The sequence below is a fragment of the Vibrio sp. Vb2880 genome (genome assembly GCF_033337975.1).
GTDB classification, from domain to species: Bacteria; Pseudomonadota; Gammaproteobacteria; order Enterobacterales; family Vibrionaceae; genus Vibrio; species Vibrio alginolyticus.
Genome location: NZ_JAWORT010000011.1, coordinates 1 through 18,723, shown reverse-complemented (window position 1 = coordinate 18,723; position 18,723 = coordinate 1). Strand labels below are relative to the sequence as shown.

Annotated in this window: 18 protein-coding genes; 2 read left to right on the top strand and 16 right to left on the bottom strand. The window is 45.5% G+C overall.

What is annotated here, in order from left to right; translation table 11 throughout:
* Positions 1–20 precede the first annotated feature (20 nt).
* From ybeD to leuS, 10 genes are all read right to left on the bottom strand, one after another.
* A complete protein-coding gene (ybeD, locus tag R7M92_RS13420) occupies positions 21–299 on the bottom strand; it encodes a DUF493 family protein YbeD (RefSeq protein ID WP_005384135.1) in 279 nt (92 codons plus the stop codon).
* A gap of 139 nt (positions 300–438) precedes the next feature.
* Complete coding sequence (locus R7M92_RS13415; protein WP_005384132.1) at positions 439–1,617, bottom strand: serine hydrolase; 1,179 nt, start codon at positions 1,615–1,617, stop codon at positions 439–441.
* Positions 1,618–1,708: 91 nt separating this feature from the next.
* Positions 1,709–2,512 carry a septal ring lytic transglycosylase RlpA family protein gene (locus R7M92_RS13410; protein ID WP_017635670.1) on the bottom strand — a complete coding sequence of 268 codons (804 nt, stop codon included), beginning with the start codon at positions 2,510–2,512 and terminating at the stop codon, positions 1,709–1,711.
* Between the two features lie 2 nt (positions 2,513–2,514).
* A complete protein-coding gene (gene rodA, locus R7M92_RS13405) occupies positions 2,515–3,636 on the bottom strand; it encodes a rod shape-determining protein RodA (RefSeq protein ID WP_005373004.1) in 1,122 nt (373 codons plus the stop codon).
* A complete protein-coding gene (gene mrdA / locus R7M92_RS13400) occupies positions 3,636–5,552 on the bottom strand; it encodes a penicillin-binding protein 2 (protein ID WP_042521231.1) in 1,917 nt (638 codons plus the stop codon). Before mrdA ends, rodA begins: the two co-directional genes overlap by 1 nt.
* A gap of 29 nt (positions 5,553–5,581) precedes the next feature.
* On the bottom strand, positions 5,582–6,052 hold the full coding sequence (gene rlmH / locus R7M92_RS13395; RefSeq protein WP_017821762.1) for a 23S rRNA (pseudouridine(1915)-N(3))-methyltransferase RlmH: 471 nt from the start codon (positions 6,050–6,052) through the stop codon (positions 5,582–5,584).
* A gap of 4 nt (positions 6,053–6,056) precedes the next feature.
* On the bottom strand, positions 6,057–6,374 hold the full coding sequence (gene rsfS, locus R7M92_RS13390; protein WP_005373015.1) for a ribosome silencing factor: 318 nt from the start codon (positions 6,372–6,374) through the stop codon (positions 6,057–6,059).
* An 88-nt stretch (positions 6,375–6,462) separates the two neighbouring features.
* Complete coding sequence (gene holA, locus R7M92_RS13385; protein WP_238843501.1) at positions 6,463–7,482, bottom strand: DNA polymerase III subunit delta; 1,020 nt, start codon at positions 7,480–7,482, stop codon at positions 6,463–6,465.
* Positions 7,483–7,487: 5 nt separating this feature from the next.
* Positions 7,488–8,027, bottom strand: a complete 540-nt coding sequence (gene lptE, locus R7M92_RS13380; protein ID WP_005384122.1) for an LPS assembly lipoprotein LptE — start codon at positions 8,025–8,027, stop codon at positions 7,488–7,490.
* Positions 8,028–8,179: 152 nt separating this feature from the next.
* Positions 8,180–10,753, bottom strand: coding sequence for a leucine--tRNA ligase (leuS, locus tag R7M92_RS13375; protein WP_005384121.1), 2,574 nt, complete (start codon positions 10,751–10,753; stop codon positions 8,180–8,182).
* A gap of 153 nt (positions 10,754–10,906) precedes the next feature.
* Here leuS and R7M92_RS13370 point away from each other — a divergent pair, with 153 nt between their 5' ends.
* Positions 10,907–11,377, top strand: a complete 471-nt coding sequence (locus R7M92_RS13370; RefSeq protein ID WP_005373024.1) for a zinc ribbon-containing protein — start codon at positions 10,907–10,909, stop codon at positions 11,375–11,377.
* Positions 11,378–11,461: 84 nt separating this feature from the next.
* Here R7M92_RS13370 and lnt read toward each other — a convergent pair whose 3' ends face one another.
* The 5 genes from lnt to miaB form a co-directional block, all read right to left on the bottom strand.
* The gene (lnt, locus tag R7M92_RS13365) at positions 11,462–12,979 is read right to left on the bottom strand and encodes an apolipoprotein N-acyltransferase (protein ID WP_042521236.1); all 1,518 of its coding nucleotides are present in this window, start codon (positions 12,977–12,979) and stop codon (positions 11,462–11,464) included.
* 32 nt (positions 12,980–13,011) lie between these two features.
* Positions 13,012–13,911, bottom strand: a complete 900-nt coding sequence (gene corC / locus R7M92_RS13360) for a CNNM family magnesium/cobalt transport protein CorC (RefSeq protein WP_005384118.1) — start codon at positions 13,909–13,911, stop codon at positions 13,012–13,014.
* 105 nt (positions 13,912–14,016) lie between these two features.
* The gene (gene ybeY / locus R7M92_RS13355) at positions 14,017–14,481 is read right to left on the bottom strand and encodes an rRNA maturation RNase YbeY (protein ID WP_005373030.1); all 465 of its coding nucleotides are present in this window, start codon (positions 14,479–14,481) and stop codon (positions 14,017–14,019) included.
* Between the two features lie 2 nt (positions 14,482–14,483).
* A complete protein-coding gene (locus R7M92_RS13350; protein ID WP_005373033.1) occupies positions 14,484–15,581 on the bottom strand; it encodes a PhoH family protein in 1,098 nt (365 codons plus the stop codon).
* Between the two features lie 73 nt (positions 15,582–15,654).
* Positions 15,655–17,079: a tRNA (N6-isopentenyl adenosine(37)-C2)-methylthiotransferase MiaB gene (miaB, locus tag R7M92_RS13345; protein WP_005373038.1), complete on the bottom strand. Its 1,425-nt coding sequence runs from the start codon at positions 17,077–17,079 to the stop codon at positions 15,655–15,657.
* A 257-nt stretch (positions 17,080–17,336) separates the two neighbouring features.
* Between miaB and R7M92_RS13340 the strand changes: the two genes are divergently transcribed.
* The gene (locus R7M92_RS13340) at positions 17,337–18,515 is read left to right on the top strand and encodes a 2-octaprenyl-3-methyl-6-methoxy-1,4-benzoquinol hydroxylase (protein ID WP_318133621.1); all 1,179 of its coding nucleotides are present in this window, start codon (positions 17,337–17,339) and stop codon (positions 18,513–18,515) included.
* 13 nt (positions 18,516–18,528) lie between these two features.
* Here R7M92_RS13340 and R7M92_RS13335 read toward each other — a convergent pair.
* A partial coding sequence (locus R7M92_RS13335) for a hypothetical protein (RefSeq protein WP_206949545.1) occupies positions 18,529–18,723 on the bottom strand: 195 nt, incomplete at its 5' end.

Here is an 18,723-nt window from a genome sequence, read left to right as displayed (position 1 = left end):
AAATTTAATCTATCAAAAAATTATAGAACCATGCGTACGATGTCAATTTCACCTAACTCTTTGTACAGTGTCTCAACCTGCTCGATAGAGGTTGCAGTAATGTTGATTGACACAGAGTGGTAGTTGCCCTTAGCACTTGGTTTAACGGTCGGGCTGTAGTCACCTGGAGCATGGCGCTGAATAACTTCAAGAACAAGCTCTGGAAGTTCAGGCTTTGCATGACCCATTACCTTGTAAGTAAATGAACAAGGGAACTCAAGCAGGTCTTTTAATTTTGCATCAGAGTTGATGGTTAGCATATCGATAACTCCAGTAGATATTCGTTGCGGTGCGAAATAGTACAGTCAAATTAGGGGGAACTCAAGACGAGGAGCTCAAACTTAAAAAGCCGCCCATTCAGGCGGCTTTGCGAATAAGTTTGCTACTCTAACGTTCTTTTTAGAAGAAGCTCTTGAATAACAATACGATGTAATCCCACATGCGGCTAAATAGACTACCTTGCTCTACGGTTTCTAGTGCCATTAGTGGGTACTCGGCAATATCTTCACCATCGATCTGATAGTATAGCTTACCAACTACATCACCTTTATTAATTGGGGCTTCTAGCTCTTTTTCAAGGACGAAGCTTGCTTTTAAGTTTTTCGCTTCACCACGCGGTAGTGTTACGTAAGTATCTTGGTCAAGACCCAGTGCTACGGTGTCTTTGTTACCCATCCACACTTTTTCTTCTACGAACGTTTCACCTGCTTTGTGCGGTGCCACTGTTTCGAAGAAACGGAAGCCGTAGCTTAGCAGCTTTTTGCTTTCTGACTTACGAGCATTGGCATCTTTAGTACCCATAACGACCGCAACCAAGCGCATTTGACCTTCAGTTGCTGAACTTACTAGGCTGTAACCCGCATTACTTGTGTGACCCGTTTTGATGCCGTCAACGTTCATGCTCTTATCCCAAAGTAGACCGTTACGGTTGTATTGGGTGATGCCGTTGTAAGTAAATTTCTTCTCTGAATACACTCGGTACTCATTTGGTACGTCACGGATAAGTGCTTTACCTAGCAGTGCCATGTCGTATGGTGTTGAGTACAATTCTGCGTTATCTAAGCCATGAACGTTGGCAAAGTGCGAGTTAGTCATACCCAATGTGTTGGCCCAAGCGTTCATTAGGTCAACAAATGCATCTTCTGAACCTGCAATATGTTCTGCCATCGCAACACAGGCATCGTTACCTGACTGGACGATGATACCTCGGTTCAGGTCACGTACTTTAACTGTTGTGCCTACTTCAATGAACATCTTTGATGAATCAGGGAAGTTTTTCGCCCACGCATTTTTACTGATGGTGACATCATCATCTTCTGAGATATTACCACGCGCTAGCTCTTGGCCGATTACATAGCTGGTCATCATCTTAGTCAGACTAGCTGGAGACAATTTTGTGTTCATCTCTTTCTCTGCCAGTACTTTACCTGAATGGTAATCCATCAGCACGTAGCCCTTCGCCGCGATTTGAGGGGCATCTGGAACAACGATAGGTGATGCAAGAGCAGATTGAGCGAAAGTTGCAGAAAGGGCAACCGAAGAAACGAGAATAGATTTCACAAACTTATTTTTATTCATGGTAATTCAAATTTTTGGGTTAACTGCAGACATCTTATCAGAATCCCTAGTTATGTAAGAGGGGGATCAAAGAGAAATTCATGACACGAGGTCATTTGGCAGTGTTGTGTTTTTTAATAAATGCAGACGAATAGCCGAGCAACTTTACTTTATCTAATGTGGCTTGCGTCAGGGAATAGTCAGTAAATGGCCCTAACAACAAGCGATAAGACTCTTTCGCACTCTCTAGGAAAGTTTCTGTATCCAATTTTTGACCAAGCTCGGTACCTAAAGTTCGTGCGCGTTCTTCATTTTTTGATGATGCCACTTGAATAACGTACCTAGGGTGCGCTTCTAATGATTTTTTGTCCGTGGGCTGATTGATACTGATCACTTCAATTTCCACGTTCGCGGTGCCTGTTTTTATGACATCTAACTTGTGCGCGGCGGCATAGCTTAAATCAATGATACGGCCATCGTGAAAAGGACCTCGGTCATTAACTCGTACTATGGTGGTTTTGCCGTTGTCAGTATTGGTAACTTTTACGTAACTTGGTAACGGTAGCGTTTTATGCGCTGCCGTCATTGAGTACATGTCATAGATTTCGCCATTAGAAGTCAAATGACCTTGGAATTTTTTCCCATACCAAGATGCGCGGCCTTTTTCTTTAAAGCCTTTCGCATTGCGAACTATTTTGTAGTCTTTGCCACGCAAGTGGTAATCTTTGTTCCCACCTAGGCTGTACGGTTCATATTTAGGATGCGCATCCTCGATGTGTTCGACTGAAAGCGGTGTATCCGGTGCAACATCGGATTCGAGTTCGTAACGGCCTTCTTGTTCTTTTTGGCTAGTTGATGAACAGCCTGCCAAAATAAGAGCAGAGAAAACCAAGGAATATAAAGCGCGTTTTTGCATGTCTAGGTCGCCTTAGAGAATGCTTTTCGGTGCGTATGAATCGACATCAGAATACCAAAACCAGCCATCAAGGTTACCATTGATGTGCCGCCATAACTGATGAGTGGCAACGGTACACCTACTACAGGTAGGATGCCACTTACCATGCCAATATTTACAAAAATATACACGAAGAAGCTGAGTACAATACTGCCTGCCATCATTCGTCCAAATGCGGTTTGCGCTTGGCTGGCGAGATATAAACCTCGTCCAATAATAAATAGATAGATGGCTAAAAGGCAAAGGAAGCCAATCATACCCCATTCTTCAGCAATTACTGCAAAGATAAAGTCAGTGTGTCGTTCTGGAAGAAATTCTAGTTGTGACTGCGTACCTTGCAACCAACCTTTGCCGGAAATACCACCGGAGCCAATCGCAATTTTACTCTGAATAATGTGGTAGCCCGCTCCTAGCGGATCAGATTCCGGGTTAAATAGAGTACGAACTCGCACTTTTTGATACTCTCGCATCAAGAAAAACCACAGAATTGGAATGAAACCACCTAATGCAATCGCAGCACCAGCGATGATTTTCCAGCTAATGCCGGCGAGGAAGATAACAAAAATACCGGAAGCGGCGATCAGGATCGAGGTACCTAAGTCAGGCTGCTTTGCAATGAGAATGGTTGGTAAGCAGACCATAATCAGTGCAACAATGAGTGTTTTTAGCGTTGGTGGAAGGGGCTGTCTACCGACATAGCGAGCCACCATTAATGGCACCGCGAGCTTTAATAGCTCTGACGGTTGAAAGCGCACAAAACCGAGGTTAAGCCAACGCTGCGCGCCTTTCGATGCTTCACCGAAAAACAGCACGCCGAAAAGCAGTATAACGCCACCAACGAACATCAAAGGTGCCAAGCTTTCGTAAGTTCGTGGAGAAAGCTGTGCAAGGACGAGCATCACAACGAGTGAAAGCACCATTCGCATGGCTTGGCGATCCATCATCAGTAAACTTTGGCCACTGGCGCTGTACATGATCACCAGGCCAAACCCCATCAGGGCCAGTATGCCAAGTAGGAGTGGTAAGTCGATATGGAAGCGTTCAAACAGGGCGCGATTTTTACCTGTAGAGGGATCCATCTTCATTACTGTTTTACCTCTTTCTTCGCATTGTTTTCAGGCTCAATTTCTTCTGGACCAAGAACGACTCGGTCAAAAATTTTCCTTACTACTGGGGCACCGTTACTAGAACCACCACCGGCATTTTCTAGTACTACAGTGACGACCACTTTAGGATCATCAAATGGTGCAAAGCCAGTAAATAACGCATGGTCACGTAAGTGCTCGGCGATCTCATCGGCGTTGTACTCTTCGTTTTCACCCAGACCGAAGACCTGTGCAGTACCTGATTTACCCGCTGTTTCATAATTCATTTTGTAGAATGAGCGGCGAGCTGTTCCGCGCGTGCCATGGTTTACCCGACGCATGCCTTCTTTCGCCATATCCCAGTACTTTTTAGGCACATTCTTGATTGGTGGGTAAGTCACGTATTCTGTCGTTTTTTGCTCTTCGAAGTCGTTACCATTTTCTATCGTCGCTTTGAGCAAGTGAGGTGCGATCACTTCTCCCTCGTTTACTAATACGGAGGTTGCTTTGGCGATTTGCATTGGTGTTGCTGTCCAATATCCTTGGCCGATACCCACAGGGATCGTATCACCTTTATACCATGGGGTTTTATGGCGAGACATTTTCCAGTCACGAGTCGGCATATTCGCCTTACTTTCTTCGTAGATATCAATGCCAGTGTAATCACCAAAACCGAACATCATCATCCAATTCGAAATACGGTCAATACCCATGTCATAAGCGATTTGATAGTAGAAGGTATCAACAGACTCTTCGATCGACTTAATGATATCGACGCGTCCGTGTCCCCAACGCAACCAGTCCCGGAACGGACGTGTGTTAGAGTTTGGTATGCGCCAATAACCAGGATCATTTCGTGTAGTGTTAGGTGTGACGACACCTTCTTGCAACGCGGCTACCGCCATAAATGGTTTGATGGTAGAGGCAGGAGGGTAAATGCCAAGTGTAGTGCGGTTGACCAAAGGACGGTTTTTATCGTTCAAAAGGGCGCGATAGTCTTTACCTGAGATTCCGTGCACGAACGAGTTAGGATCGTAGCTAGGGCTCGAAACCATAGCCAGTACGCCGTTGTCTCTAGGATCGATTACTACAGCACTGCCTCGGCGGCCGTCCAACAATTGGTGTACGTACAACTGCAAGTTGATATCAAGGTTTAAAACGATGTCTTTTCCGGGTACAGGTGGAACGTACTTTAACGTACGAATTACTCGGCCGCGGCTGTTTACCTCGACTTCTTGATATCCGGCCGTACCGTGTAAGAGGTCTTCGTAGTATTTTTCAATACCCAGCTTACCAATGTCGCGAGTGGCTTGATAGTTTGCGTCTTTTTCTTCTCGGATCAGGCGCTGCATGTCGCGATCATTGATTCGAGAAACATACCCAATCACGTGGGTTAAGACTTCGCTGAAAGGGTAGTAGCGCTTTAAGGTCGCACTTATTTCCACACCCGGAAAGCGGTATTGATTGACGGAGAATACCGCTACTTGTTTTTCGTTCAGTTGGGTAAGCAGTGGGACCGATTTAAATCGACGAGTCCGTTTACGCTCGTGGTGGAAACGTTCAATCTGGTCTGGTGTAATTTCCAGAATAGTTTGTAATTCTTGGATGGTTGCATCAATGTCTTTAATTTTTTCTGGGGTTAGTTCTAAGTTAAAGACGGGACGGTTCTCTGCCAGTAAAACGCCATTTCGGTCATAAATTAGACCTCGGTTAGGCGCGATAGGCACTACTTTGATGCGGTTATCGTTCGAGCGGGTTTGATAGTCTTGAAACTGGTTCACCTGAATGTTGTACATGTTGGCAACCAGAGCTCCCATCAAGACAACAATGCCGATAAAAGCAACAATAGCGCGGCTGGCAAACAGACGCGCTTCGGCTTGATAATCTCGGATTTGACTGCGGCGTTTACGAATCATTAACGCTTGGCTCTAAAGTTAAACAACGATTATTCGCGATGATAAGGGTGGTTAGCGGTGATGCTCCACGCTCGGTATAAGCTTTCTGCCATTACGATACGCACTAGAGGGTGGGGTAGCGTTAAGGCAGATAATGACCAGCTTTGGTCTGCTGCAGCTTTGCATGCAGGAGCGAGTCCTTCGGGACCGCCGATTAATATTGATACATCACGGCCATCTAATTTCCAAGCTTCTAACTGCTCAGCGAGTTGAGGAGTGTCCCATTTTTTACCTGGGATATCTAACGTGACGATACGGTTGCCTTTTGGTACCGCCGCGAGCATCGCTTCTCCTTCTTTTTGCAGGATGCGAGCGATATCGGCATTCTTACCACGCTTGCCAGCAGAGATTTCAATCAACTCCAACGGCATATCATGCGGGAAACGGCGACGATATTCTTGAAAGCCTTCCTCAACCCATTTTGGCATTTTTGTGCCAACAGCAATTAGTTGAATTTTCAAAAGATTAACCCCAGAGTTTTTCTAGCTGGTAGAGTTCGCGGTGCTCTTCTTGCATCACGTGAAGCATGGCGTCGCCCATATCTAGGACTACCCATTCACCTTCGTTTTCACCTTCCATTCCTAGTGGCTCAAGACCGGCTTTTTTCACTTCTGTTGCAACATGGTCAGCGATGGATGAAACGTGGCGTTTGGATGTACCAGTACAGATGATCATGTAATCTGTCACGCTTGATTTATCTTCCACATTTAGGACGATAATGTCTTCCGCTTTCATGTCGTCGGCTTTATCAGCTAAAAAGTCTTTCAGTTCTTCGCGAAGCACTCGGTTTTCCTCGGTTTGTCTCTTATCTCTACAGTGTTTTACATTCTTGCTTGCAAAACAGGTCGCGCACTATATCACGCTTTGATTTTTAAATTGCCAGCTTAATATCAGGAGAGCAGGTTTCTAAGCTCAACTGATGAATAGTTGGCCATACAGACTCGTCATATTGAGTTTTGGCTTTTATCTCTGCTTGAGCCAACAAGGAGAGCAATGCACAAATACGACTCGCCGATAAGCGGGTCAGTGCTGCGTTATAGAGTGGACGCTTGTTTTGCCAAACTCGATATTTCTCAAATACCTGGTTCATTCCCATTTGAGTTAAGTCTTGATGCATATTTAAAAGTTGGCTCAACTCTTTTTGTACACTTCGAATCAAGATCACGGTCTCAACCCCTTCCGCCTCAAGTTGGCGAAGAATGCGTTGTGCACGGTTTGCTTTACCTGCCAGTAAGGCGTCGATCCAGTTAAAGGTAGTGAAGTGATTATGGCGACTTAGGGCTTCCTCTAAACGTATGATGGTCAGCTCACCATCCGGATAGAGTAGGGCCAATTTCTCTAAGCTTTGTGTCAATGCAAATAGGTTACCTTCATGCCATTGAGCCAACATTTGCAGTGATTGCTGATCGGGTTTTAGTCCCAACGTGCGGCAACGTGTCTGAATGAACATAGGTAGGCGTTGAAGGTCTGGCGACAAGCAGCTTACCCAATCGCCTTTTGAGCTTAATGCTTTGAACCATTTCGCATTTTCTTGGGCTTTGGTCAGTTTGCTACCAACAATGACGAGCATGATGTCATCATGAAGCATATCACACAGTGTTTGCAGCTCTTTGCTGACGGCGGTTGTTACGCCACTTTCAGGAATTTCAAGCTCAATCAATTGACGGTTTGAAAACAGGCTCATCGCTTGGAAACAGTCGTAAACTTGGTTCCAGTCGATGCTAGCATCCACCGAAAAACGGTGTTTTTCCTCAAAACCTTGCTGAAACGCTGCCTTTTGGATTGCTTGGCGGCTTTCTTGAATCAGTAACGGCTCATTACCAAAGATTAAGTAAACCTGTTTAATTTGTTTAGTTAAATGATCCGTTAGCTTATCGGCATAAATTCGCATAGTGACTAAGAGTTTTTGTTCGCTGGCTCAGAGATTTGTCCTGCTTCATATTCGGCACGAATACGGCCCAACTGGCGCATCATCTGTTTTGCAGCTTGCAAGCGCATCTCGTCTTCAATTACGTCACGCTCAACAGATTTTGCAAGTGCGGTCAACGGGTTGTCTAGGTAGTTGCGGTTTACTGTTGTCGTAAAGTTTTTAGAACCATAGCCAGGAATTGTCACACGGTATTTTACTACGTATGTCAGCTCTTTTTCTGCTGCACGGCTATTTTGATAAAGCGATAGTGTACGCTCATCGATTGTCGCTTCCGTCAAATGAAGGTTGGGTACCGTCGATGATGGTTGAACAAGTTCAACTTTGTTCAGTTCGAGTTGAGAGCGAACATAGCGAGTTAATTCACTGTATTCATCGTAGCTGGAGAAAGACATAGTGTGCAGCTCTTCCGGTACGGAATACTCGCCGCGAAGGTGAAAACCACAGGCAGAAAGAAGCCCCGCTAATACCAATACCACTGGTAGTTTAATCAAAGAGAAAAAGCGCATTGATTGTATTCATCCTAAATTGAAGGGGTTATTTACCTTAAACCACTCATGTGAATGGTTTGAGGTAAATAAACAGGGTAGAAAACTACCCTGTTTAATGACTCTTGGTTAACAAATAAGTTCGCTAAACAGAGACAAATTGACAGCTGCGATTAGTTTGCAACGATGTTCAGCAGTTTACCTGGAACGTAAATAACTTTACGAATAGTCAGGCCATCAGTGAACTTAACCACGTTTTCGTCGTTTAGACCAAGCTGTTCGATATCGTCTTTAGAGATATCAGCTGGGACTGTTAGCTTCGCACGTAGCTTACCGTTAACTTGAACAACGATAGTTTTTTCGTCTTCAACTAGCGCTTTTTCGTCAAACGTCGGCCATGCCGCGTTATCAATGTCTGTTTCACCTAGTGCTGCCCATAGCTCGTATGAGATATGCGGAGTGATAGGGTAAAGCATGACAACAATAGCTTTCAGTGCTTCGTCAAGGATTGCACGATCTTGCGCAGATTCTTGAGGCGCTTTCGCTAGTTTGTTCATCAGCTCCATGATCGCTGCGATCGCGGTGTTGAATGTTTGACGACGAGCGATATCGTCCGTCACTTTCGCGATAGTTTTGTGAACGTCGCGGCGAAGTGCTTTTTGATCACCAGAAAGCGCTGAGGTATCTACTGCTTCTGCTGCGCCTTTCGCTGTGTGCTCTTTCACTAGTTTCCAAACACGTTTTAGGAAGCGGTTCGCACCTTCTACGCCAGACTCTTGCCATTCAAGTGTCATGTCCGCTGGAGACGCGAACATCATGAATAGACGTACTGTGTCAGCGCCGTACTTATCTACCATTTCTTGAGGGTCGATACCGTTGTTCTTAGACTTAGACATCTTGATCATGCCTGAGTGCGTTACATCGCGACCTTCAGTGTCTTTAGCAGAAGTAATGCGGCCTTTACCATCACGTTCAACGGCTACGTCTGTTGGAGCTACCCACTCTTTGCCGCCTTTCTCGTTCTCGAAGTAGAACGCATCAGCCAGTACCATGCCTTGACACAGTAGTTGCTTGAACGGTTCGTCAGAAGTTACGTAACCCGCATCGCGCAGTAGTTTGTGGAAGAAGCGTGAGTACAGTAGGTGCATACAAGCATGCTCGATACCACCGATGTACTGGTCTACTGGTAGCCAATAGTTTGCTTTTTCTGGGTCTAGGATGTCGTCTGCTTGCGGTGAACAGTAACGCGCGTAGTACCAAGAAGATTCCATGAACGTATCGAACGTATCTGTCTCACGTAGAGCAGGTTCGCCGTTAAAGGTTGTCTTCGCCCACTCTTTGTCTGCTTTGATTGGGCTAGTTACGCCGTCCATTACCACGTCTTCTGGAAGAATCACTGGTAGTTGGTCAGCAGGTACTGGGTGAACTTCACCGTCTTCAGTCGTTACCATTGGGATTGGTGCGCCCCAGTAACGTTGACGAGATACACCCCAGTCGCGTAGACGGAAGTTTACAGTCTTAGTGCCTTTGCCCTCTGCTTCTAGCTTCGCTGCAATTGCATCGAACGCCGCTTGGAATTCTAGGCCGTCGAATTCACCTGAATCGAACAGTACACCTTTCTCAGTGTATGCTGCTTCAGAGATGTCTAGCTCGCTGCCATCAGCAGGCTTGATAACTGGCACGATGTCTAGACCGTACTTCGTTGCGAACTCGTAGTCACGTTGGTCGTGCGCAGGTACAGCCATTACCGCGCCTGTACCGTAGTCCATCAGTACGAAGTTTGCTACGTATACTGGTACTTCGCGGCCGTTCAATGGATGAATAGCAGTAAGGCCAGTTGCCATACCTTTCTTCTCCATTGTCGCTAGCTCAGCTTCTGCAACCTTGTTGTTCTTACATTCGTCGATAAACGCTGCAAGCTCTGGATTGTTCTCTGCTGCAAGAGCTGCAAGAGGGTGACCAGCTGCGATACCCACGTAAGTCACACCCATTAGCGTATCTGGACGTGTTGTGTAAACTTCTAGGTCTTGTTGCCCCTTAACTTCAAACTTCAGTTCAACACCTTCAGAACGACCAATCCAGTTGCGCTGCATGGTTTTTACCATTTCAGGCCAACCTTCAAGCTTATCTAGGTCGTCTAGTAGCTCTTGAGCGTATTCAGTGATTTTGATGAACCATTGAGGGATTTCTTTTTGCTCTACAGGCGTATCACAACGCCAGCAACAACCGTCTTCAACCTGCTCGTTTGCAAGAACAGTTTGGTCGTTAGGACACCAGTTAACAGAAGAAGTCTTTTTGTAAACTAAACCTTTCTCGTAAAGTTTAGTGAAGAACTCTTGTTCCCAGCGGTAGTACTCCGGTGTACATGTTGCGAATTCACGGTTCCAATCGTAACCAAAGCCTAGAAGCTTAAGTTGGTTCTTCATGTATTCGATGTTTTCGTAAGTCCAAGGTGCTGGCGCAGTTTTGTTTTTTACTGCTGCGTTTTCTGCAGGTAGACCGAATGCGTCCCAACCGATTGGTTGCATCACGTTTTTGCCTTGTAGGCGTTGGAAACGAGATACTACATCACCGATAGTGTAGTTGCGCACGTGACCCATGTGCAGTCGACCACTTGGGTATGGGAACATGGACAGACAGTAGAATTTTTCTTTATTTGGGTCTTCACTTACAACAAAGGTTTTGTTGTCATCCCAGTGCTTTTGAACTTTTTGTTCAATATCTTGTGGGTTGTATTGTTCTTGCATCGATGGTATCCGTTATCTTGGAATTTGTGAGTTCGGTTAGAACAGACTTAAATAGATCGTCATAGAATACCTAAAGCTAGGGATCACAACAATAGCCAATCTGTACCCATGCGCCCTTAAGTGACGCAGGTAGGAGAAAGATGGAGGTCAGTTATGCCTAAACGTAAAACAGGTTATGAGGAAATGCTCGAGGATGTGATTGAAACCTTGAAGCACAGTCCGGAAGAAGTTAACAAAGCGATTGAGACGTCGGGCAAAGTGGTGGATGCTGCTAATGACTTGACCAAAGATGAATTGGCTTTAATCAAAGCGTACCTTAAAGCAGACTTAAAAGAGTTTTCAGAGAGTTACGAGGATAGCAAAAGCGGCCCGTTTTACTTAACGATTGCGGACTCGATATGGCAAGGGCTGTTAGAGATTACTGACCGAACTAAAGTTGAGTGGGTTGAGTTGTTCGATGACTTAGAGCATCAAGGGCTATATGAAGCAGGAGAGGTGATAGGCTTAGGCACTTTAGTCTGTGATGAATGTGGTCACAAGACAACGTATAACCACCCAACTGTAATCATTCCGTGTATTAAATGTGGTCACAAAGGCTTTACTCGTCAGTCATTAAAGCCATAAATGGCGCGTAACGACAGTATAATGCTATGAATAAAAAAGAGGCTTAGTCGCCTCTTTTTTGTCTTTTCTACTTTCAAGCTGTTATCAGCTCTGTTTTCTTCTTAAGCCGAGCGCCAGCGCTAAACTTAACCCAACCCAAATATACAATGGCCAAGTACCAACGATTCGATATGGCGTTTGTCCATTGGTTGGGGTGAGCTCTGCGCGCAGTACTGCAGTTTCAAACTGCGGTACTTGCTCAACGATTTTACCTTTGTGATCGGTTACCGCTGTTAATCCGTTGTTAGTCGAGCGGATGAGCGGTTTACCTAACTCTAAGGCACGCATACGGGCGATCTCCATATGCTGAAGAGGACCGATAGAGTGACCAAACCATGCATCATTTGAAAGCGTTAGAATGAAGTCTGTTTCGTCAGTCACATTTTGACGCACTTGCTCATTAAAGATGATCTCATAGCAAAGCGCTGGTGCCATGTGCATGCCATTCGCAACGATGTTTGGCTGCACAAAAGCCCCACGGCTAAACGACGACATCGGTAGGTTAAAGAATGGCGCTAATGGGCGCAAAATATCTTCAAATGGTACAAACTCACCAAACGGTAGTAGGTGATGCTTATGGTAACGTTCGCTTAAATCGAAGCTGTAGTCACCGTATGGTGTGATGCCGAGGGACAGAATACTGTTGTAGAACTGTCGATCTTCAGCTTGGTTGACGACACCGGTGATGATTGCGCTGTTATTCATTTTTGCAGCGCTGTCGATATTGCTCAAAAATGAAGGCACTTCAATTTCAAAAGCGGGAATTGCTGCTTCTGGCCAAACGATAATGTCAGCGTCCCAGTTTTCACGAGTTAAGTCAGCGTACTTCATGATGGTTGGCCAGCGTTGACTTGGTAGCCACTTTAGGTTTTGGTCTACGTTACCTTGAATCAGCGCGAGCTTAGTCGTGTCTTCTGGTCGGGGTGTTACCCAATCGTAGTTGCGAATCCCAAAGCCAGTACTGAGTAGCACCGCAGGGATAATCACCATCAGCCACTGCTTATGAATCCATGCATAGGCTAACGCCCCTGCGCTGATAAGGATAAATAGAGTAAGCAGTTCTACGCCGCCAACTGGTGCAAAGCTTGCGAGTGGAGCATCTATCTGGCTATAGCCTAGCCATAACCAAGGGAAGCCAGTCATCACCCAACCACGTAACCAATCACTGATCAGCCATAAAGCAGGTGCAGCGAGAAGTGCTTTTGTGAGCGTAAATTGAGGAAACAGCTTGTTGTTGAGCCAAGCAAATAAGCCTGAATAAACAGCCAAGTAGGCAACAAGCAAGCCCATTAAAAATAAATTGGCAATGAGCGGCATACCGCCAAAACCGGAGATACTGACGTAAACCCAGCTAACGCCAGTTGCAAATTGACCTAACCCCCAAGCATAACCAATCCATAGTGCGCGTTTCGGAGTTTGGTTAGCAAGAAGAATCAGTAGAATTGCTGGGCTAAGAATGGCAATAGGCCACAGCTTGTAAGGAGCGAAAGCGAGTGTAGTAGAGGCGCCAACAAAAGCGGCCACTAAGGGCCGCTTAAGGCGATGAAAGAGTTCATTCATCATTGTAATTTCTGAGATTCCCAATGGGTATCGCGTTACTCTTGAGTGGCTTCAACCAGGGTTTCTTCGTCTGGGATCGTCACTTGGAGTTGAATGACACGACGGTTATCGGCAGCGGTGACTTTGAAGTTGTAGCCTTCAATTTCAACCAGTTCACCACGAGAAGGTAAGTGACCAAAGGCAGTCATGACCATACCACCAACGGTATCAACTTCCTCATCGCTGAAGTTGGTTCCGAATGTCTCATTAAACTCTTCGATGGTTGTCAGCGCTCTGACAGCAAACGTATGCTTGCTCAGCTTACGAATGTCCGTCTCTTCACTTTCATCGAATTCATCTTCAATATCCCCGACGATTTCCTCAAGGATATCTTCAATGGTCACAAGACCAGAAACACCACCGAATTCATCGACAACAATGGCCATATGATAACGTTCTTCACGGAATTCTTTCAGCAGTCGATCAACGCGTTTACTTTCCGGTACCACAACCGCTGGTCGAATGACTTCTTCGATATCAAATGGATTACTGCCTGAGCCTAAGTATTTAAGTAAGTCCTTCGCTAGAAGTATGCCTTCCACATGGTCTTTATCTTCGCTGATCACAGGGTAGCGAGAGTGTTGAGCATCGGTAATCAAAGCAACCAAGGTATCAAGGTCGTGAGTACGCTCAACGGTAACCATTTGCGAACGCGGGATCATAATGTCACGCACACGCATTTCGGAGATTTCCATAACACCTTCAAGCATATCGCGAGTGTCATGGTCAATCAGGTCGTTAACTTCAGAGTCGCGGATAACATCCACAAGCTCTTGGCGATCTTTTGGTTCGCCCTGAAATAGTTGACCTAGACGTTCAAAGAAGGACTTTCTACTCGGACCTTCTGCCTTTTCTTTCTTATCTTCGTTAGAAGAGGGAGAATTATCTTCGTTCATTGTTTCTCAATTAAGTAACGCTATCAGAAGTGTGATAGCACACATAGAGAGGCGAACACGAGAGTCATTTAGGTGGTTCGCCTTTCCCTGTCGAGTGGCCAATAGCTACTCTTTTTCAGCAATGTAAGGATCTTCATAACCCATACCTTGCATGATTTCGGTTTCGAGGGACTCCATCTCTTCGGCTTCGTCATCCTCTATATGATCATAACCTAGCAGATGCAAGCTGCCATGTACAACCATATGCGCCCAATGTGCTAGCAGAGGCTTGCTCTGTTCAACCGCCTCTTTTTCAACAACTTGGCGGCAAATAATCAAATCACCAAGTAAATCTATTTCCATACCAGGAGGTGCTTCAAATGGAAACGACAACACATTAGTTGGTTTATCTTTGCCGCGATACTCATGGTTGAGCGTATGACTTTCTTGTTCATCAACAATACGAATGGTGACTTCGGCTTGTGGCTGGAAGAGAGGAATTGTCTTATCTAGCCACAATTGGAAATCTTGCTGCGAAGGCAGACCTTCTTCATTTTCGACTGCCAGTTGCAGATCAAGTTCAATCGCCATGATTATTCCTTAGTTGAAGCAACTTGTGCATTCAGTTCGGCTTTTGCTGCTTCTAGTAACTTCGCATCGCGTTCTTCACGACGGCGTTTCTCGAACTCTTTACGCTCTTTCTGGTCTTGTGCTTCCCACTTCTCGTACGCGTTAACGATACGAGCAACCACAGGGTGACGTACAACGTCGTCGGCTAAGAAGAAGTTAAAGCTGATGTCGTCAACTTCGCTTAGTACTTCAATAGCATGACGAAGACCCGATTTCGCACCACGAGGTAAGTCAATCTGCGTGACATCACCAGTGATAACCGCGCGAGAGTTAAAACCAATACGCGTTAGGAACATCTTCATCTGCTCAACAGTGGTGTTCTGACTCTCATCAAGAATGATGAAGGCGTCGTTTAGAGTACGACCACGCATGTAAGCAAGAGGAGCAACCTCAATCACGTTACGTTCAATCAGCTTCTCTACGCGCTCAAAGCCCAGCATTTCAAATAGGGCGTCGTATAGCGGACGTAGGTATGGGTCGACTTTCTGGCTTAAATCACCAGGCAGGAAGCCCAATTTCTCACCAGCTTCAACCGCTGGACGAGTAAGTAGAATACGGCGGATCTCTTGGCGCTCTAGTGCGTCAACAGCTGCTGCTACAGCAAGGTAGGTTTTACCTGTACCAGCCGGGCCAATACCAAAAGAAATATCATGCGTGACCATGTTAACCAAGTACTGCGCTTGGTTTGGCGTACGTGGTTTGATCACACCTTTCTTGGTTTTGACGAAGACTTCTTTACCATGCTCGATGTTAGACTCAGTATTCTGCTCAAGAACACCAGACTCTTTGATCGCTAGATGGATTTGCTCAGGCTCAATATCTGGGATCTCACCTCGTACAGGTGCGGTATCAACATATAGAGTTTTCAGGATATCCAGCGCAGCTGATGCGGTATGAGGTTTACCGACAATCGTAAAGTGGTCACTACGGTGGTTAATTTCAACGCCTAGACGACGTTCTAAATGCTTGATGTTGTCATCGAATGGACCGCACAGGCTAGCTAGTCGGCGGTTGTCTGAAGGTTCTAGGTTAATTTCTAGAGTTACGATTTTATTGCTCAATGTTGCCTCTCATTTTTTGCCACTTAGTGAGAGCCTGATAACGACCAGGCTCTCTATGGCTATTTATACGAGCTTACGGCGTAAAAGTAGCTACACCCAGCTCATCTTCGCGACGTGTTTTCGCCATCATCTGCGTTGGGGAAATCACACTACGAAGATCCATGTCTTTTTCAGTACGTACTAGCTCACCACGCAGTGAGTTTGCAAATACGTCTACGATCTTCACATCAACGAACTGACCAATTAGGTCTGCACTACCTTCAAAGTTTACTACACGGTTGTTTTCTGTACGAGCGCGTAGTTCCATTAGGTTTTTCTTCGAAGGACCTTCAACTAGAACACGTTGTTCTGTGCCAAGCATTAAGCGAGAGTAACGCATCGCTTGAGCATTGATAGTTTGCTGTAGTTCGTAAAGGCGCTCTTTCTTCACTTGTTCTGACACATCACAAGGGTAATCCGCTGCTGGCGTACCTGGACGTGGAGAGAAAATAAAGCTGAAGCTCATGTCAAAGTCTACATCTTTGATTAGCTTCATGGTGTCTTGGAAGTCTTTGTCTGTCTCACCAGGGAAACCAACAATAAAGTCTGAACTGATTTGGATATCAGGACGAGCTTTACGCAGTTTACGGATGATCGATTTGTATTCGATAGCGGTGTGAGGGCGTTTCATCATCGTTAGGATACGGTCACTACCACTTTGCACAGGTAAGTGCAGGAAGCTCACAAGTTCTGGCGTATCTTCGTATACTGCGATGATGTCGTCTGTGAATTCTAACGGGTGGCTCGTCGTGAAACGAATACGGTCGATACCATCGATAGACGCAACCAAACGAAGCAGTTCTGCAAATGAACAGATCTCACCATCGTGCATAGGACCACGGTACGCGTTTACGTTTTGACCCAGAAGGTTTACTTCACGTACGCCTTGTTCAGCAAGTTGGGCGATTTCGAACAGTACGTCATCCATTGGACGGCTTACTTCTTCACCACGAGTGTACGGTACGACACAGTAAGTACAGTACTTAGAGCAGCCTTCCATAATAGAAACGAATGCTGTCGCACCTTCAGCGCGAGGTTCAGGTAGGCGGTCGAATTTTTCGATCTCTGGGAACGAAATGTCCATAACTGGTGCATCATCGGACTGAGATTGTTTGATCATCTCAGGTAGGCGGTGCAAAGTTTGTGGGCCAAAAATAACGTCAACGTATGGTGCACGTTCACGAATATGGTCACCTTCTTGCGTTGCTACACAACCACCTACACCGATAACTACGCCAGGTTTTTTATCTTTTAGTGTTTTCCAGCGGCCTAGCTGGTGGAAAACTTTCTCTTGCGCTTTTTCACGGATCGAACAGGTGTTAAGTAGAAGTACGTCTGCTTCCTCTGGCTCTTCCGTCAGCTCGTAGCCGTTTGCAGCATTAAGCAGGTCGGCCATTTTTGATGAATCGTATTCGTTCATCTGGCAGCCCCAGGTTTTAATTAGCAGTTTCTTACTCATCTCACTTTCGCTCGTTCAGTTGTACTTAAATCGGAGAGCTATTGCTCAAATTATAGCCGCCATCACGGCGGTAAGCGGCGTATTGTACTGCTTTAAAAAGCACCTGACTAGTGATCTAGCTAATTCTCTGCAAAGCCTGATGAAATCTAGTTTTTCGCCCTATGCAGAACAAGGTTTTTTGTTAAACAATTTTGTAAAAATAGCCATGGAAAGTACAATAAAAAACGCCAATTAATCAGCACGATGAAGAGTGAAAAATGAACAAGTATGACATCGCCGTGATCGGTGGCGGTATGGTCGGGGCAGCCGTCGCTGTTGGATTTGCCAAGCAGGGCAGAAGCGTTGTCTTGGTTGAAGGTACAAAACCTAAAGTTTTTGATGCCGCTCAGGCGATGGATATTCGTGTATCTGCAATCTCGCACCAGTCGGTGGAGTTACTTGATTCACTCGGAGCATGGTCAGAGATCAAGAGCATGCGAGTTTGTCCTTATCGGCGGTTAGAAACTTGGGAGCACCCAGAGTGCCGTACTCGTTTTCACTCTGATGAATTGTCATTGGATCAGCTAGGTTACATCGTTGAAAATCGCCTAATCCAATTAGGTCTTTGGCAAGTCTTCTCTCAGTATGAAAATCTAACCGTGATGTGTCCTGAGCGATTAAAAGCCATTGAGTTTGCAGATGTAAATCTTGTGACACTCGAAAGTGGGGAGCAGTTTGAAGCTAACTGGGTGATTGGTGCTGATGGTGCAAACTCTAAAGTTCGTCAATTGGCTGGAATTGGTGTAACTGCGTGGGATTACCGACAACACTGCATGTTGATTAACGTGAAAACAGAATTGCCTCAGCAAGATATTACTTGGCAACAATTTACACCTTCAGGCCCACGTTCATTTTTACCTCTGTGCTCTTTGAGTAACGACGATGGTCAAGTAGTAGGCCAAGGTTCTTTGGTTTGGTATGACTCGCCTATACGTATTAAACAACTGTGTGCGATGGGTAAACCTCAACTAAGGGAAGAAATCTTACGTCATTTCCCTGCTGAATTAGGCGATATTGAAGTTTTACAGTTTGGCTCATTCCCACTCACTCGTCGTCATGCGCAAAGCTACTCAAGCAAAAATTGCGTGTTAGTGGGTGACTCTGCTCATACGATCAACCCGCTTGCAGGGCAAGGGGTAAACTTAGGCTTCAAAGATGTAGACGTTCTCCTTTCGGTAACAGAACACCAAGAAAAGCTGGAAGATACCTTACTCGCGAAATACGAACGCGCACGTCAACCTGACAACTTACTCATGCAGACGGGCATGGACTTTTTCTATAAAGGTTTTAGCAACGATCTTGGGCCATTGAAGTTCGTACGTAATGCTGCATTGAAGCTTGCTGAAAACTCAGGGCCAATTAAGGCTCAAGTACTGAAATACGCGTTAGGTATGTAGTAAGCTACTCAAATCACAGATAGAAAAAAAGCGAGCCATGAGCTCGCTTTTTTAATTCGGCAAATCTAATGATTTCCCGAGTCCAGAACCAAAAAAAGAAAAAACCCAGCAAAGTCATGCTGGGTTTTCCGATAATGGTGCGGAAGGAGAGACTTGAACTCTCACACCTTGCGGCGCCAGAACCTAAATCTGGTGCGTCTACCAATTC

Bases quoted from the DNA above. Each gene is read 5' to 3' on its own strand.
- R7M92_RS13370 (WP_005373024.1), top strand. From the start codon at position 10,907: ATGCCTAAACGTAAAACAGGTTATGAGGAAATGCTCGAGGATGTGATT.
- ybeY (WP_005373030.1), bottom strand. From the start codon at position 14,481: ATGGCGATTGAACTTGATCTGCAACTGGCAGTCGAAAATGAAGAAGGT.
- R7M92_RS13340 (WP_318133621.1), top strand. From the start codon at position 17,337: ATGAACAAGTATGACATCGCCGTGATCGGTGGCGGTATGGTCGGGGCA.
- leuS (WP_005384121.1), bottom strand. From the start codon at position 10,753: ATGCAAGAACAATACAACCCACAAGATATTGAACAAAAAGTTCAAAAG.
- holA (WP_238843501.1), bottom strand. From the start codon at position 7,482: ATGCGAATTTATGCCGATAAGCTAACGGATCATTTAACTAAACAAATT.
- corC (WP_005384118.1), bottom strand. From the start codon at position 13,911: ATGAACGAAGATAATTCTCCCTCTTCTAACGAAGATAAGAAAGAAAAG.
- R7M92_RS13415 (WP_005384132.1), bottom strand. From the start codon at position 1,617: ATGAATAAAAATAAGTTTGTGAAATCTATTCTCGTTTCTTCGGTTGCC.
- R7M92_RS13410 (WP_017635670.1), bottom strand. From the start codon at position 2,512: ATGCAAAAACGCGCTTTATATTCCTTGGTTTTCTCTGCTCTTATTTTG.
- lnt (WP_042521236.1), bottom strand. From the start codon at position 12,979: ATGATGAATGAACTCTTTCATCGCCTTAAGCGGCCCTTAGTGGCCGCT.
- rodA (WP_005373004.1), bottom strand. From the start codon at position 3,636: ATGAAGATGGATCCCTCTACAGGTAAAAATCGCGCCCTGTTTGAACGC.
- lptE (WP_005384122.1), bottom strand. From the start codon at position 8,027: ATGCGCTTTTTCTCTTTGATTAAACTACCAGTGGTATTGGTATTAGCG.
- ybeD (WP_005384135.1), bottom strand. From the start codon at position 299: ATGCTAACCATCAACTCTGATGCAAAATTAAAAGACCTGCTTGAGTTC.
- mrdA (WP_042521231.1), bottom strand. From the start codon at position 5,552: ATGATTCGTAAACGCCGCAGTCAAATCCGAGATTATCAAGCCGAAGCG.
- miaB (WP_005373038.1), bottom strand. From the start codon at position 17,079: ATGAGTAAGAAACTGCTAATTAAAACCTGGGGCTGCCAGATGAACGAA.